General features: G+C 62.6%; 13 protein-coding genes. 7 read left to right on the forward strand and 6 right to left on the reverse strand.

Features of this window, described 5'->3' with window-relative positions:
• The first annotated feature begins 41 nt into the window (after positions 1–41).
• Together GTP58_RS26030 and GTP58_RS26035 are read left to right on the forward strand one after the other, a co-directional pair.
• Positions 42–422 carry a GFA family protein gene (locus tag GTP58_RS26030; protein ID WP_161079933.1) on the forward strand — a complete coding sequence of 127 codons (381 nt, stop codon included), beginning with the start codon at positions 42–44 and terminating at the stop codon, positions 420–422.
• Entirely contained in the window at positions 419–1,633 is a 1,215-nt protein-coding gene (locus tag GTP58_RS26035) for a sorbosone dehydrogenase family protein (RefSeq protein WP_161079934.1), read from the forward strand. The genes GTP58_RS26030 and GTP58_RS26035 overlap by 4 nt, the downstream gene beginning before the upstream one ends.
• On the opposite strand, the gene GTP58_RS26040 is transcribed toward GTP58_RS26035, so the two are convergent.
• Together GTP58_RS26040 and ppc are read right to left on the reverse strand one after the other, a co-directional pair.
• A complete protein-coding gene (locus tag GTP58_RS26040) occupies positions 1,625–2,653 on the reverse strand; it encodes a PAS domain-containing protein (protein ID WP_161079935.1) in 1,029 nt (342 codons plus the stop codon). The genes GTP58_RS26035 and GTP58_RS26040 overlap by 9 nt on opposite strands.
• Before the next feature lie 172 nt (positions 2,654–2,825).
• Positions 2,826–5,636, reverse strand: a complete 2,811-nt coding sequence (gene ppc, locus GTP58_RS26045; RefSeq protein ID WP_161079936.1) for a phosphoenolpyruvate carboxylase — start codon at positions 5,634–5,636, stop codon at positions 2,826–2,828.
• 147 nt (positions 5,637–5,783) lie between these two features.
• Here ppc and hemC point away from each other — a divergent pair, with 147 nt between their 5' ends.
• Genes hemC through GTP58_RS26065 form a run of 4 tightly spaced genes read left to right on the forward strand, consistent with a single transcriptional unit; the run spans position 5,784 to position 9,964 of the window.
• Entirely contained in the window at positions 5,784–6,827 is a 1,044-nt protein-coding gene (hemC, locus tag GTP58_RS26050) for a hydroxymethylbilane synthase (protein ID WP_255490752.1), read from the forward strand.
• A 7-nt stretch (positions 6,828–6,834) separates the two neighbouring features.
• Positions 6,835–7,614, forward strand: coding sequence for a uroporphyrinogen-III synthase (locus GTP58_RS26055; RefSeq protein ID WP_161080090.1), 780 nt, complete (start codon positions 6,835–6,837; stop codon positions 7,612–7,614).
• On the forward strand, positions 7,611–8,765 hold the full coding sequence (locus GTP58_RS26060) for a uroporphyrinogen-III C-methyltransferase (RefSeq protein ID WP_161079937.1): 1,155 nt from the start codon (positions 7,611–7,613) through the stop codon (positions 8,763–8,765). Before GTP58_RS26055 ends, GTP58_RS26060 begins: the two co-directional genes overlap by 4 nt.
• Before the next feature lie 2 nt (positions 8,766–8,767).
• The gene (locus GTP58_RS26065) at positions 8,768–9,964 is read left to right on the forward strand and encodes a heme biosynthesis protein HemY (protein ID WP_161079938.1); all 1,197 of its coding nucleotides are present in this window, start codon (positions 8,768–8,770) and stop codon (positions 9,962–9,964) included.
• Between the two features lie 15 nt (positions 9,965–9,979).
• On the opposite strand, the gene GTP58_RS31655 is transcribed toward GTP58_RS26065, so the two are convergent.
• Together GTP58_RS31655 and GTP58_RS26070 are read right to left on the reverse strand one after the other, a co-directional pair.
• The gene (locus tag GTP58_RS31655) at positions 9,980–10,105 is read right to left on the reverse strand and encodes a hypothetical protein (RefSeq protein ID WP_255490753.1); all 126 of its coding nucleotides are present in this window, start codon (positions 10,103–10,105) and stop codon (positions 9,980–9,982) included.
• A 464-nt stretch (positions 10,106–10,569) separates the two neighbouring features.
• The gene (locus GTP58_RS26070) at positions 10,570–11,631 is read right to left on the reverse strand and encodes an MBL fold metallo-hydrolase (protein ID WP_161080091.1); all 1,062 of its coding nucleotides are present in this window, start codon (positions 11,629–11,631) and stop codon (positions 10,570–10,572) included.
• A 124-nt stretch (positions 11,632–11,755) separates the two neighbouring features.
• Here GTP58_RS26070 and ppa point away from each other — a divergent pair, with 124 nt between their 5' ends.
• A complete protein-coding gene (ppa, locus tag GTP58_RS26075) occupies positions 11,756–12,295 on the forward strand; it encodes an inorganic diphosphatase (RefSeq protein WP_072786485.1) in 540 nt (179 codons plus the stop codon).
• Between the two features lie 57 nt (positions 12,296–12,352).
• Here ppa and GTP58_RS26080 read toward each other — a convergent pair whose 3' ends face one another.
• Positions 12,353–12,952, reverse strand: a complete 600-nt coding sequence (locus GTP58_RS26080; RefSeq protein ID WP_161079939.1) for a Crp/Fnr family transcriptional regulator — start codon at positions 12,950–12,952, stop codon at positions 12,353–12,355.
• Positions 12,953–13,082: 130 nt separating this feature from the next.
• On the reverse strand, positions 13,083–14,210 hold the full coding sequence (locus GTP58_RS26085) for a GNAT family N-acetyltransferase (RefSeq protein ID WP_161079940.1): 1,128 nt from the start codon (positions 14,208–14,210) through the stop codon (positions 13,083–13,085).
• Positions 14,211–14,274 lie beyond the last annotated feature (64 nt).

Here is a 14,274-nt window from a genome sequence, read left to right on the forward strand (position 1 = left end):
AGCTGTGAAGACGCCATGGCGCCAGCCAGGGAGACGCAACAATGAGCGATCCAGGATACCTGCACGGCAGTTGCCTGTGTGGCGGCATCACCTACCGCGCTGCGCTGCCTGTCTCGCACGCCAGCCATTGCTACTGCCGCATGTGCCAGAAACAGCATGGCGCGGCAGCGGGTTCGTACGCAAATGTCGCCAGCGCCGGTCTGGTGATCGAACAGGGGGCGGACCTGATCGCGGAATATGCCTCGTCCGATCACGGCCGTCGCGATTTCTGCCGGGTGTGCGGCTCGACCTTGTTCTGGCGCAGCACGCAATCGCCGGACCGCATCGCCATCACGCTGGGCACGATGGAACCGGAATACGCCGGCCAGGTGACGCGCGAGTGGTTTGTCGAGAATAAGCCAGCCTGGCTGCCGCAAGCATGAGCAAGTATTGGTTTGCGCTCGCGCTTGCCGCCCAGGCGAGTGCCCACGCTGCGGATACGTGCGGCGACTTCCCGCGACTCGATGTGGCCACGCCGCCCGGCTTTTGTGCGGCGGTGCTGGCCGACGGCTTCAAGTTCCCGCGTGGCATACAGCCTTTACCGAACGGCGATCTGATCGTGGTGGATATGCGTAACTGGGAGCCCAACCGTGGCAGCATCTGGTTGCTGAAGCAGGCCGGCAACAAGTACCAGCAGGTGCGCCTGTTCGGCGGACTGGACCGGCCGAACGGCATCACGCTCGGGCCAGACGGTTTGGTGTACGTGGGCCTGGTTCATCGCATCATCCGCTTCAATCCGGATAGCGCTGCCACCAGCGTCGAGGACGTGATCGGCGGGAAGTCCGGCGTGGCGCCGTTGCCAGGACTTGGCCGCCATTTGCTGACGACGATGCGGTTTGATGCCCAGGGCAATCTGTATGTGAACGTGGGTTCTGCCAGCGATCATTGTGAAGATCAGAACGGCAAAGCGCCGTCGCCGGCACAACGCTGTGCAGAGGCGGAAGGATCGGAAGCGCTGGGCGTGATCCGTCAATACCAGATGCGCTGGCCGCAAGGCAAGGCCGGTGCCTGGGAAAATTACGCCAGCGGCTTGCGCAATTCGATGGCGCTGGCTTTTCATCCGGTCAGCGGCGCCTTGTGGGAAGCGGACAATGGCCGCGATGCGATCCAGGCGGCAATGCCGACACTGGCCAACGACAACGAGCTGCCGCACGATGAACTCAACCTCATACGGCGCGGCGCCAACTATGGCTGGCCCTACTGTTATGAAGATAACCGCGCCAGTCCCGAGTATCCCTCGGCAGTCTGTTCACGCTACACGTCGCCGGCGCGGCTGCTGCCGGCGCATGCCGCGCCGCTGGGCATGACGTTCTACACCGGATCGCGCTATCCGGCCCCGTACAAAAACAGTCTGATTATTGGCTTCCATGGCTATCGCGAACACGGCCATCGCCTGGTCGCACTGCTGGCGAATGGCAAGGGCGAGCCGCTCGGCAAAATGGTGGAACTGATCGGCAACTGGGGACATAAGAAGCAGCAGGGCATGGGCGCGCCGGTCGACGTCAAGCAAGGGCCGGATGGAAACATCTATCTGGTGGAAGACCGGACCGGCCGTATCGTGCGTCTGCAATACGACGGCCCCGCGTCACGCTGACACCGTCATGGTCAGCGTGGTGCCGTTGGATTGTGTGACGGCCAGGGCGCCGCCCAGTCCTGCCAGCCGTTCGCGCATGGCGTTGAGCGTGGGCGTATTGGCCGCTGGTGCGCCGTCGCCGCTGATGGTGATGGTCACCAGGTCGCGCTGCAGATTCAGTGTCAGCTGCAAGGCGCTCGCCTGCGCGCTCAGATAGTCGATGGCGGCATTGGTGAGGTGGAACAGGGCCATGGTCTGCTGCGAAGTGAGCGCGGCGCTGTCGTCGAGTACCCGCAAGCTGCAGGGCACGCCCTGGTGCTGCTGCAGCTGCCATTCAAGCGCGGCCGCCAGCCCCAGTTCCAGCGTGGCCGGATGCAGTTCGTTGATGACCTCGCGCACGGCGGCGATGCTGCTGCTGAGCGTCGTCAGCGCCTGCTCGGCGCGCGCATGCAGCAGTGGCTGGTGCGTGGCGGTGCGGCCGTGCAGCAGGGTGATGTCCAGTTTCAGCGCAAGCAGGCTCTGTGCGAGGTCGCCCTGCATGCCCAGTGCAATCCGGCGGTGCTGGCTTTCGGTGGCGTCCAGCTGCTGCAACGCCAGCTGCTGCCATTGCCGCAGCGTCTCCTCCAGCGCAGCTTCTTTTTGCTTGCGCCCGGTGATGTCGATGCAGCTGGCAATCAGCAGGTGCGGCTGGCCCAGGTGGTCGTAGGTCGGACGCTTATGGACCAGCAGCCAGCGCATTTCGCGCTGGCTCACATTCCAGACCAGCACTTCGTCGGTACGGGTCTGGCCGCTGGCGAAGGCTTGCCGGTCATGTTCGCGGAATTGCAGTACCTGTTCCGGTGGCAGCTTGCCACTGCCATCGGTGCCAGCGGCATCGGCAAAGCGCACGCCCCAGAGCGCTTCGCATGCCGGATTCATCATGACAATCTGCGAGTCGGCGTTCTTGATGAAGAGCGGATGGGGCATCAGCGCAATGATGCTGCGCAGCTCGGTTTCGCTGGTGATGCGGGACTCGCCCGTTTCGGTTCGCAACCAGTCCATGACCTGACTGATCTCGGCATAAGGAGGGAAGGAAAACGGGTTCGACATGGTTCCGCAGTGAACTGATAATACTGTCAGATTGTAATGTAATTTTGATACTTTTTACATTTTTCAAAATAAAACGCCCCGGCGTCCTTGCGAAGGCCGGGGCGTGTGACGCTGACGCTACAACTTAGCCGGTATTGCGCAGGCCGGCCGCGACACCATTGATCGACAGGTGGATGCCGCGGTGCACGCGCTCGTCGGCCTTGCTTTCACTCGACAGCGCGCGGTGGCGCTTGATGAGTTCCACCTGCAGGTGGTTCAGCGGGTCCAGGTAAGCGAAACGGTTCTGGATCGAGCGCGCCAGCAGCGGGTTGCCAGCCAGGCGTTCGTGGGCGCCGGTGATGCTTTCCAGCAGGCTGATGGTGTCCGCATGCTCTTCGGTGATGCGCTTGAAGATGCGGTCACGCAGTTCCTTGTCCTGCACCAGCTCGGCGTAGCGCGAGGCGATCGCCAGGTCGGTCTTGGCCAGCACCATGTCCATATTCGACAGCAGCGTGGCAAACAGCGGCCAGTGCTGGAACATGGCTTGCAGCTGGCCCACGCGCTCGGCCTTGTCGCCATCCGCGATCCAGCCACCGATGGCGCTGGCGAAACCGTACCAGCCCGGCAGCAGCAGGCGGCACTGGCCCCACGAGAAGCCCCATGGAATCGCACGCAGGTCTTCAATGCGCTTGGTCGATTTGCGCGAGGCCGGGCGCGAACCCAGGTTCAGCTCGGCGATTTCAGCAATCGGCGTGGCGGTGAAGAAGTAGTCGGTGAAGCCTGGGGTTTCATAGACCAGGTTGCGGTAGGCCTTGTAGGCGCGGTCCGAAATCTCGGCCATGATGGCTTCGAACTGGCGCAGCTGCTGCTGTTCCTGGCTGTCTTCCGACTGCGGCATCAGGCTGGCTTCCAGCGTTGCCGCCACCAGCAGCTCCAGATTGCGGCGGCCGATGTCCTTGTTGGAGAACTTGGACGCGATGATCTCGCCCTGTTCGGTCAGGCGGATCTGGCCGTTCACGGTGCCGTGCGGCTGTGCCAGGATGGCGTCATACGATGGACCACCGCCACGGCCAACGGTGCCGCCCCGGCCGTGGAACAGGCGCAGCTTGACGCTGGCTTTTTCAAACACCTTGACCAGGTTGGTTTCGGCCTTGTACAGCTCCCAGTTGGAGGTCAGGAAGCCGCCGTCCTTGTTGGAGTCCGAGTAGCCCAGCATGACTTCCTGGATCTGGCCCTGCTTGGCGATCAGCTCTTTCACCAGCGGGATGGCCATGACGGCTTCCATGATGCCGGACGCGCGCTGCAGGTCGGGGATGGTTTCAAACAGCGGAATCACCATCAGGTCCAGCTCTTTTTCGGCGATGCGCAGCAGGCCCAGCTCTTTTTGCAGCAGCAGCACTTCCAGCAGGTCGGACACGGTTTCCGTGTGCGAGATGATGTAGTTGCGGATCGCACGCGCGCCGTAGCGGGCGCGGATTTCGCGCGCCGCGCGCAGTACGCCGAGTTCGGACACGGTCTCGGCCGAGTAGCTCACGTACGGCGAATTCAGCAGGCGCGGCTGGTCCAGTTCGCTCAGCAGCAGCTTGACCTTGGCCTCTTCGTCCAAGGCCGAATAGTCGGCCTGCACGCCGGACTTGGCAAACAGCTCGCCCAGCACGCGCTCGTGGATGTCGGACGACTGGCGCATGTCGAGCGAGGCCAGGTGAAAACCGAAGATGTCGGCTGCGCGTTTCAGCGTGGCCAGGCGCGGCTGCACCAGCACGCCGCCATGGTTGGCGTTGAGCGAGTCGATCAGCACTTGCAGGTCGGCCGCGAAGGCGGCGGCATCGGCATACGGCTCGGCGTGGCCGACTTCCTTGCGCAGGATGTTGGTGGCGCCCAGTGCGCGCGCGGTCGAGGCCAGGCGCGCGTAAATGCCGATCAGGGCGCGGCGGTAGGGTTCGTCGGCGCGGTGGTCGGAGGTGTCGGTCGACTGCTCGGCCAGCGCCTGCAGTGCCGGCGTGCAGGCTACCATCAGCGTGGAGATCGACAGTTCGGCGCCCAGCGTGTGCGCTTCTTCCAGGTAGAAGTCGAGGATGGTGGTGGCCTGGCGCGTCAGCGCGTGCGACATGGTGGTGCCGTTGACATTCGGGTTGCCGTCGCGGTCGCCACCGATCCAGCTGCCCATCTGCACATACGGTGCAGTGATCTGGGTGGCCTCGCCGTAGTGGTGGGCGATGTCCTGCTCAATGTCGTCGTACAACCCTGGCAGTTCGCGCAGGAAGGTGATGCGGTAGTAGGACAGGGCGTTTTCAATCTCGTCAGCCACGGTCAGCTTGGAGTAGCGCAGCATGCGGGTCTGCCACAGCGTGGCGATGCGCGCGCGCAGCAGATGCAGGTTGGCGGCGCGTTCCTTTGGCGTCAGCGGCAGGTCGCGCTCGGCCAGCAGGCGGGCGATATCGTGCTCGGCGTCGAGGATGGATTTGCGCTGCACTTCGGTCGGGTGGGCGGTCAGGACCGGCGAAATCAGCGCATCCTGGAAGAAGGTGGCCACGGTGCCCTGCTGGACGCCGGCTTCCTTGAGCTTGCACAGTGCGTAGTTGACGCTGCCTTGCTGCGGCTTCGAGCCGGCCAGCAGATGGGCGCGGCGGCGGCGAATGTGGTGCTGGTCTTCCGCAATATTGGCCAGGTGCGAAAAGTAGGAAAATGCGCGCACCACGGAAATCGTCTGTTCCTTGGTGAGGATTTTCAGCATGCCGTCGAGTTCCTTGGCGGCGCCGGCATCGGCCTCGCGGCGGAAGCGCACGGCGGTTTGCCGGATGGTTTCGACCACGGCGTAGACTTCTTCGCCTTCCTGGTCGCGCAATACGTCGCCGAGCAGGCGACCTAATAAGCGAATGTCTTCTTTCAGAGGCGCGTCCTTGTCTACGCCCGGTTGTTCAGCAGTGAGATGCGTTGCACTAGATTGGTTTGCCATGTGTTAAGCCACAAAGAGAGAAATGTAGTTGCATGGGCTCGTGACCCGGTTCTGCAAGAAGGTGAGCGTGCTAAAATTTGTGATCTTAAACACGCGCGTGTTACTGGCTTGCGCCGGTTAGCGTCAGCTACAGCGAAAGAACTGGTTTTGAAAACATCCGAATTGGGTTTGCCACAACCTCAGAATCCCCCGTCCAGATTAGTGATCGCATCCCGTGAGAGCCGTCTTGCCATGTGGCAGGCCGAGCACGTACGCGAACGCTTGACAATATTATATCCGCAGTGCGATGTCAAAATTGTCGGCATGACGACGCGCGGCGACCAGATTCTGGACCGCACCCTGTCCAAGGTCGGCGGCAAGGGTCTGTTTGTTAAAGAACTTGAAGTGGCGATGGCCGAAGGCCGCGCCGACCTGGCCGTGCACTGCCTCAAGGACATGCCGATGGAGCTGCCGGAAGGCTTCCTGATGGCAGCCGTGCTGGAGCGCGAAGATGCGCGCGACGCCTTTGTCTCCAATGATTACGCGTCGCTGGACGCGCTGCCGGCCGGCGCGATTGTCGGCACCAGCAGCCTGCGCCGCCAGGCGCTGATCGCCGCGCGCTACCCGCAACTGGTGATCAAACCGCTGCGTGGCAACCTCGATACCCGTCTGGGCAAGCTGGACCGTGGCGAGTATGCCGCGATCATCCTGGCGGCAGCCGGCCTCAAGCGCCTGGGCCTGGCGGCGCGCATCCGCTCGCTGCTGGATGCGGACGTCAGCCTGCCGGCGCCTGGCCAGGGCACGCTGGCGCTGGAAGTGCCGCTGCGTGACGACGGCCTGGACCTGGTGTCGATCCTGGCGCCGCTGCACCACACGCCAAGCGCGCTGGTGTCGATTGCCGAGCGCAAGGTGTCGCAAGTGTTTGGCGGCAGCTGCCAGGTGCCGCTGGCTTCGTATGCGACCATCACCGGCGACCAGATGCATCTGCGCGCCATGGTGGCCACGCCGGATGGCCAGCGCATGATCAGCGCCGAAGCGCGTGGTCCGGCCGAGAGCGCGGAAGCACTGGGCCTGCAGGTGGCCGAACTGCTGCGCGCGCAGGATGCGGTTGGGATTCTGTCGGCCTGCCTCAGCGAAGCGGCGCAGGCGGACGACGATGCCCGCTCCGCCGAGCTGGCAGCCGATGCGGCCAAGCCGCCTGGCAACGCCTGATGTGCGGATGACCGGCGCCGTCGTCATCACCCGTCCCCTGGCGCAAGCCGCGCCGCTGGCGGCCCGCGTGAGCGCGCTGGGCCGTACGGTGGAGGTGCTGCCGTTGCTGGAAATTGCACCGCTGCCTGACCAGACCGCGCTGCAGGCGGCGCTGGCGCGGCTGCATGACTATGCGCTGGTGGCGTTTGTGTCGCCCAATGCGGTGGATGCGGCGTTTGCGCATATCCGGCACTGGCCGGCCGGCGTGACCGCAGCCGTGGTGGGCGAGGGCAGCCGCGCGGCACTGGCAGCGCACGGCGTCGCCGACATCGTCAGCCCGGCCGACAGCGCCCACAGCGATTCTGAACATTTGCTGCAGACGCTGGACCTGGCCGCGCTGCAAGGCAAACCCGTGCTCATCATCCGTGGCGAAAGCGGCCGCGAGCTCATGGGCGATGGCCTGCGCCAGGCCGGCGCGCTGGTGGAGGTGGTGCCCGCCTACCGCCGTTCGGTGCCAGTATTGACGCCTGGCCTGGCGGCCACGCTGCGCCGTTTGCTGGCGCAGCAAAACGACTGGATCATCACCAGTTCCGAGGCCTTGCGCGGTCTGGTCGGTCTCCTGCAGCAAATGGACTTGCAACACCCTGACGCAATGCAGCACAATAGCGTTGTAGCGATGCAACATCAGCACCTGATTGTGCCACATACCCGTATTGCCGAAACGGCAAATAATTTAGGATTTTCCAAGCTGACGCTCACCGGATCAGGCGACGAACGCCTGCTGGCCGCGTTACAATCATGCCTATGAACGATTTGCCTACCTTACCTGATCCAGCGGTCTCGACCGCCAAAGCCGCCGAGACTCCGCCGCCTGCGCCGCCATCGGCCCAGCCAGAACCGAGTCTGCTCGACACCCTGCAACAGCCGCAAATGCTGCTGGTGGGGATCGTGGTGCTTACCATTCTGCTGGCTGGCCAGACCTGGTCGTCGCACGCGCGCGTCAACAAGCTGCGTGAAGAAATGGCCCTGCGCCTGCAAAAAGGCGACGCCTCCAACGCCGATACCGGCAACCTGGTGCGCAATGTGCAGGAAAGTACCAAGGAGCTGCAAGGCAAGGTCGCCCTGCTGGAAAGCAAGCAGCTGGAAGCGCAGAGCCAGCAACTGGCGCTGGAACAGCTGTATCAGGACCTGTCCAAAAACCGTGACGAATGGGCGCTGACCGAGATCGAGCAAGTGCTGTCGACTGCGTCGCAGCAGCTGCAGCTGGCCGGCAACGTGCCGGGCGCGCTGATCGCGCTGCAGAATGCGGACCGCAGCCTGTCGCGTTCGGACAAGCCGCAATTCATCACCATCCGCCGTGCGATTGCGCGCGATACCGACAAGCTCAAGGCGCTGCCGAGCGTGGATTCGGTGGGCGTGGCGCTGCGTCTGGATAACGCGATTGCCCAAATCGATACGCTGCCGATGCTGTCGGACGAGAAGCCGACGCTGCCGGCGCCGCCTGAGAAAAAGGTCAAGACCAAGATCGTGCACGGCAAGGATGGCAAGCCGGTCAAGGTGGAAGAGACCACCAGCCCGTGGCTGCAAGCGCTGCAGGATGGCTGGAATGGCTGGAGCAGCGAGATGTGGACCGATGTGCGCCAGCTGATCCGCGTGCGCAATGTGGAAACGCCGGATGCGCTGATGCTGTCGCCGACCCAGGCCTACTTCCTGCGCGAGAATCTGAAGCTGCGTCTGCTGAATGCACGCATGGCGCTGCTGTCGCGTAATGAAGGCGCTTTCCGTGCCGACCTGATCGCGGCGCAGGAAGCGTTGACCAAGTACTTCGACACGCGCGCCCGTTCCACCCAGACCGTGCAGGGACTGCTGCGCCAGGTACAAAGCAGCAATCTCGCGATCGAGATGCCGACCCTGTCGGACAGCCTGAACGCGGTGCGTAACTACAAAGCGAAGCCATAACCATGCGTTTATTCCTCTGGCTCGTCGCCATGATGGCCGCCGCCATCGGCATTGCCGTGACGGCGCGTTTTAATCCGGGCAACGTGGTGCTGTTTTATCCGCCGCACCGTATCGACCTGTCGCTGAACTTCTTCGTGGTGCTGGAAGTGGCCGCGTTTGCCGTGCTCTACATCCTGATCCGCGCCTTCCGCGCGACGGTCAAGATGCCGGGCAAGGTGGCCGCCTACCGCCAGCAAAAGCGCGAGCGCGACGGCAACAAGGGCTTGCGCGAAGCGCTCAAGGCGCTGTTTGAAGGCCGCTTCGGCCATGCCGAGAAGGCCGCGCTGCGGGCTTCCGAACTGCCGGAAAATGCGGGCGTGGCAGCGCTGATCGGCGCCCGTGCGGCGCACCGCATGCGCCAGTCGGCCCGCCGTGACAACTGGCTCAACAAGCTGGTCGACGACAATACGCTCAAGACCGCGCGCCTGATGACCATGACGGAACTGCTGGTCGACGACCATCAGCCGGAACTGGCGCTGGAAGCGGTGCGTGAATTGAACGCCAGCGGCACGCGCCATATTCATGCGCTGCAGATGTCGCTGAAGGCGCAGCAGCAGGCCAAAAACTGGCCGGAAGTGCTGCGTCTGGTACGTTCGCTGGACAAGCACCGTGCGCTGCATCCGGCGCTGTCGTCGCGCCTGCGCGAGCTGGCGTATGACGATCTGCTGGCCGATGCCAGCCATGATGCGGAATCGCTGATGCGCGTATGGTCGACGGTGCCGAATGCCGACCGCATCAAGCCGTATGTGGCTTGCCGTGCCGCCAGCGCGCTCAACGCGCGTGGCCTGCATGACGAGGCGCGCCTGGTAGCGGAAGAATCGCTGGCGGCGGACTGGGATGATCGCGTGATCCGCGCCTACCGTGAAGCGGCCGCGCCAGCCGGTTCGGCGGCGTTGCTGATGCAGATTGAGCATTGCGAGAACTGGGCGCATGCGCGTCCGACCGATGCCGAGCTGGCGTTGACGCTGGGTTCGCTGTGCCTGAAGCAGAAACTGTGGGGCAAGGCCCAGCGCCATCTGGAGCAGGCCTTGTCGGACGCTTCCGATCCCCGCATGGTGCGTGAGTCCCACCTCAAACTGGCGCAGATGCATGAAGCGCTGGGGCAGGAAGAAGAAGCTGCCAACCACTACCGCCAGTGCGCACTGGCGACGATCCTCTAAACGAATGGCCGGTCTCTACCGGCCATTTTTCTTGTCCGGGTACTTTTTCTGTGTATCCAGGTGTATCCATAATGCTGCCCCTAAGCCGATGAGCATGCCAACTGCAGTGATAATTAAAACAAAAATATCCAGGGGTTTCATTGCAAACTCCGGTTTGCGTATCGTTGGAACAGCACCAAGCCAAGCGTTGTGGAGGTAATACAAAAACCTAGGCTTCCATATAAGACGTAAGTTATGTTAATTAGTTCCCGATGATGCTCACCCAATGCAGAGACGGCGTAAAGCGTGCCATATAAAGTAATGAATAGCATCGAGAGGCCATTCAGTAGCGCTTTGAATGCTGGCTCCGAGACGAGCACGTGCTCCATCTCATTAATTATGGAAATGTGAACAATTAGCCCAAGTGTAATAAAGTCGGCAGCTGCGAGGGGATCAACATTACTCGATGCAGTAGCCCACGTCAGTAGCCTGGTTAGCACGGGAATGAGGCCGACAAGCAGTGTGTGAATCAGCCATTTGTTGTTTGAGGTAATCATGAGCGGGCCTCGGTGCGGGCGCGAAACCTCCAGTCTAGGGAGGTCTGCGCGCCGCGCTGTTGAGGCGGCTCAGGCGGGGTCGGATTCGACCGGGTAGCCTTCGATTTTCCAGCGCAGCATGCCGCCGGCCAGGTTGGCGACTTTGCCGAAGCCGGCCTTGGTCAGCAGCACGCTCGCCTGAGCGGAACGGACGCCGGAACGGCACACGGCCACAATCGGACGCTCGCGGTCGAGCTCGGCCATGCGCTCCGTCAGCTGCGACAGCGGCACCAGCGTGGCGCCGTGCAGATGGCCCAGGCGGTCGATAAACTCGGGCGCTTCGCGCACATCGACGATCTGCACATTTTTCTGCTGCTCCAGCAAGCCCATCGGCTCGATTTCCCACACGCCGCTAAAGCGCAGGGTCAGCGGCGCCCAGTCTGGCGTATCGGTCGGCGCGTCGCCCTCCGGCTTGCCGCAGCGCAGATTGGCCGGCACGGCCACCGCCATCTGTTTGGGATGCGGCAGGTTGAGGTTGTTCATATGGCCGGTGAAGTCGCCGACATCCACATCGCCGCCAAGGCGCGGATTGTAGCGGCGCTCTTCGGCCACACTGGTGACGGTGATGCCGCGGTAGTCGTGGGCCGGATACAGCAAACATGAGGGCGGCAGCGTCAGGATCTGTTCATGCACCGATGCGAACAGCTGCTGCGGACTGCCTTGCTGGAAATCGGTACGGCCGCAGCCGCGGATCAGCAGGCTGTCGCCGGTGAACGCCATGCTGTCGTCATCCAGCACATAGGTCAGGCAGCCGCTGGTATGGCCCGGCGTGGCGCGCACAGCCAGATAGCGCTGGCCAAAGTGGATACGGTCGCCATGGCGCAGCGGTTTATCGACCTCGGCCGCACCCGCCGCTTCGGACAGGGCAATCGCACTGCCGCAGCGCTGGCGCAGGCGCCAGGCGCCCGTAACGTGGTCGGCGTGGACGTGGGTGTCCAAGCTGGACACCAGCTTGAGTCCCAGCTCCTGCAACAGCGCCAGATCGCGCGGCACTTGCTCGTAGACCGGGTCGATCAGCACGGCTTCGCCGCTGTCACCCAGCAGGTAGGTATAGGTGGAGGAGCTTGGATCGAACAGTTGGCGGAAAATCATCATTCACATTCCGAATAAGAACAGGCTCCATCATAACAAATGTTCAATGGTGTTGCGCCGCACAAGCGGCCCTGACTTCGCTATAATATTGCGGTTAAACACAGCCGTCATATAAGGAAATCCCATGAGCTTGAACAAAGTGTCCTCCGGCAAAGATCTGCCGAACGATTTCAACGTCATCATCGAAATCCCGATGAACGCCGATCCGATCAAGTATGAAGTAGACAAGGAATCCGGCGCGATCTTCGTCGACCGTTTCATGGGTACCGCGATGCATTACCCATGCAACTACGGCTACGTGCCGAACACCCTGTCGCTGGACGGTGATCCGGTTGACGTGCTGGTCATTACCCCATTCCCGCTGATCCCAGGCGTGGTGGTGCGCTGCCGTCCAATCGGCGTGCTGAAAATGACCGATGAATCCGGTGAAGACGCCAAAGTGCTGGCCGTGCCAGTCGACAAAGTACTGTCGATCTACAGCCACTGGCAGAAGCCGGAAGACCTGAACGAACTGCGCCTGCGCCAGATCCAGCACTTCTTCGAGCACTATAAAGATCTGGAAAAAGGCAAATGGGTCAAGATCGACGGCTGGTACGGTCCTGAAGAAGCCAAGCAGGAAATCCTGGCTGGCGTCGCCAACTACGAAAAAGACGTCGCCAAGTAAGAAAAAAGCCCTGTGGCCATGCCGCGCTCTTAAGCGCTGCGGCCCACAGGGCTGGTTTTATGCCCGCCGCGCTTCGCCCGCCGTCGCCTCTGCTTCGGCCTCACGGCGCAGGCGCGACATGTACTGCGGCGTAATGCCCAGGTACGAAGCAATCGCGCGCTGCGAAATGCGCGCTTCCAGACCCGGATACTCTTCACGGAAGGCTGCCAGCCTTTCCTGCGCCGACGTTTCGCCGCAGTTGTAGGCGCGTTGCGCCAGCGACTGCAAGCCTGCCATGGCGATGTTCAGGTGGTAGTGCTGCATCACCTCATGCTGCGCGCGCAGCTCGCACGCCAGTTTCCAGTCCAGGGTAAAGCCGTGGATAGGCGTCTCGGCAATCAGGAACTGCACGGCCGCCTGGCCGGTTTCACCGTTGATCAGATCGGTCAGGGTCGTGGCTGACTCGCCCTCGCGGTAGAAGCGCAGGGTCATTTCCACGCCATCGCGGTTGAAGAAGCCGCTGCGGGCCACGCCGCTGGCCAGCCAATGCACTTGCGTGGCCGGCACGCCGGCGCGCTGCAGGTATTCCCCCTTGCGTACATGGAATGGTTTGGCGATGGTTGCCAGGATGTTGGTCACGTTGGTGTACGACTCGTCGCTGACATCGATCCGCTTCATGGTGGCGGATTTAAAGCGGTTACGCTGTTTTATAAAATCTGCATTCATACTGTTTTTGCCACACTCCCCGAAAACTAATAGTAGGCTTACGGCCTCTATTGTAACCTCGTACGGGTTTCCCTGATGAAGTTTATCCGGCTTTGAAAGGAATGTGGTCAGACAACTCGTCGATATACTCGTCCATGGCGGCGGTTTCCTGGGCCAGGAAGTTGCCGATGGCCTCGGCAAAACGGTCGTCGGCTACCCAGTGGGCGGACCAGGTCGGCGTCGGCACCAGCCCGCGCGACATTTTGTGCACGCCTTGCGCACCGCCTTCAAAGCGGGCGATGCCGTGCTGGATGCAGTATTCAATCGACTGCACGTAGCAGGTTTCAAAATGCAGGCCGGAGATGAAGGCCTGCGTGCCCCAGTAGCGGCCGTACATCACGTTGCCGCCCACCAGATTCAGCGCCACCGCCACCGGTTCGTCGCCGCGCCGGGCCAGCACGATCATCAGGCTGTCCGGCGCTTGCGCCAGCAGGCGCTGGAAGAACGCCAGCGACAGGTAAGGGTGGGAATAGTGCGCTTCGTAGGTCGAGACGTAGCACTGGTAGAAGAAACGTAGCACCTCGTCCGTAATCGCGCTGCCGGCCAGATGCTCGAAGTGGATGCCGGCGTCCTGCACGCGGCGGCGGTCCTGGCGGATCTTCTTGCGCTTCTCCATCTTCATGCTGGCGAGGAAAGTGTCGAAATCCGCGTAGCCCTGATTCTCCCAATGGAACTGTACGCCTTCGCGCAGCATATAGCCGACATCTTCCAGCGCCTGCTTGTCTTGCTCGTCGGGGAACAGGATGTGTAGCGAGGACGTCTCCAGCTGCTGCGCTACCTGCACCGCCGCGCGCGCCAGCAATGCGCGGTCTTCGGCGCTGCGCGCCAGCAGGCGGCTGCCGGTCACCGGGGTGAACGGCACGGCCGACAGCAGTTTCGGATAGTAGGGCACGCCGTGGCGATGGAAGGCGTCGGCCCAGGCGTGGTCAAACACATATTCGCCGCGGCTGTGGTCCTTGAGGTAGAGCGGCATGGCCGCACACAGTACACCGTCGCGGTGCAGGACCAGGTAGCGTGGCGACCAGCCGGTGCGCGGCGCCGCGCATGCAGTCTCGTGCAGGGCGTGCAGGAAGGTGTAGCTGAGCGTGGGATTGTCGCCCGCCAGCGCCTGCCACTGTGCCGGTTCGATCTCCGCCAATGAGTCGATCACTGAAAACTCTGCCTCTGCCACACTGCCTCCCTGCTGAATGATGTGCCAGTCTAGCGCATGCGGCCAAGCTTTGCCCGTGCGATAA

The organism is Duganella sp. CY15W, assembly GCF_009857555.1.
GTDB lineage: Bacteria > Pseudomonadota > Gammaproteobacteria > Burkholderiales > Burkholderiaceae_D > Rugamonas > Rugamonas sacchari.

Excerpts from the sequence above, each read along its gene's own strand:
- GTP58_RS26030 (WP_161079933.1), top strand. The coding sequence starts at position 42 with ATGAGCGATCCAGGATACCTGCACGGCAGTTGCCTGTGTGGCGGCATC.
- GTP58_RS26035 (WP_161079934.1), top strand. The coding sequence starts at position 419 with ATGAGCAAGTATTGGTTTGCGCTCGCGCTTGCCGCCCAGGCGAGTGCC.
- GTP58_RS26040 (WP_161079935.1), bottom strand. The coding sequence starts at position 2,653 with ATGGACTGGTTGCGAACCGAAACGGGCGAGTCCCGCATCACCAGCGAA.
- ppc (WP_161079936.1), bottom strand. The coding sequence starts at position 5,636 with ATGGCAAACCAATCTAGTGCAACGCATCTCACTGCTGAACAACCGGGC.
- GTP58_RS26055 (WP_161080090.1), top strand. The coding sequence starts at position 6,835 with ATGACCGGCGCCGTCGTCATCACCCGTCCCCTGGCGCAAGCCGCGCCG.
- GTP58_RS26060 (WP_161079937.1), top strand. The coding sequence starts at position 7,611 with ATGAACGATTTGCCTACCTTACCTGATCCAGCGGTCTCGACCGCCAAA.
- GTP58_RS26065 (WP_161079938.1), top strand. The coding sequence starts at position 8,768 with ATGCGTTTATTCCTCTGGCTCGTCGCCATGATGGCCGCCGCCATCGGC.
- GTP58_RS31655 (WP_255490753.1), bottom strand. The coding sequence starts at position 10,105 with ATGAAACCCCTGGATATTTTTGTTTTAATTATCACTGCAGTTGGCATG.
- GTP58_RS26070 (WP_161080091.1), bottom strand. The coding sequence starts at position 11,631 with ATGATTTTCCGCCAACTGTTCGATCCAAGCTCCTCCACCTATACCTAC.
- ppa (WP_072786485.1), top strand. The coding sequence starts at position 11,756 with ATGAGCTTGAACAAAGTGTCCTCCGGCAAAGATCTGCCGAACGATTTC.
- GTP58_RS26080 (WP_161079939.1), bottom strand. The coding sequence starts at position 12,952 with ATGAAGCGGATCGATGTCAGCGACGAGTCGTACACCAACGTGACCAAC.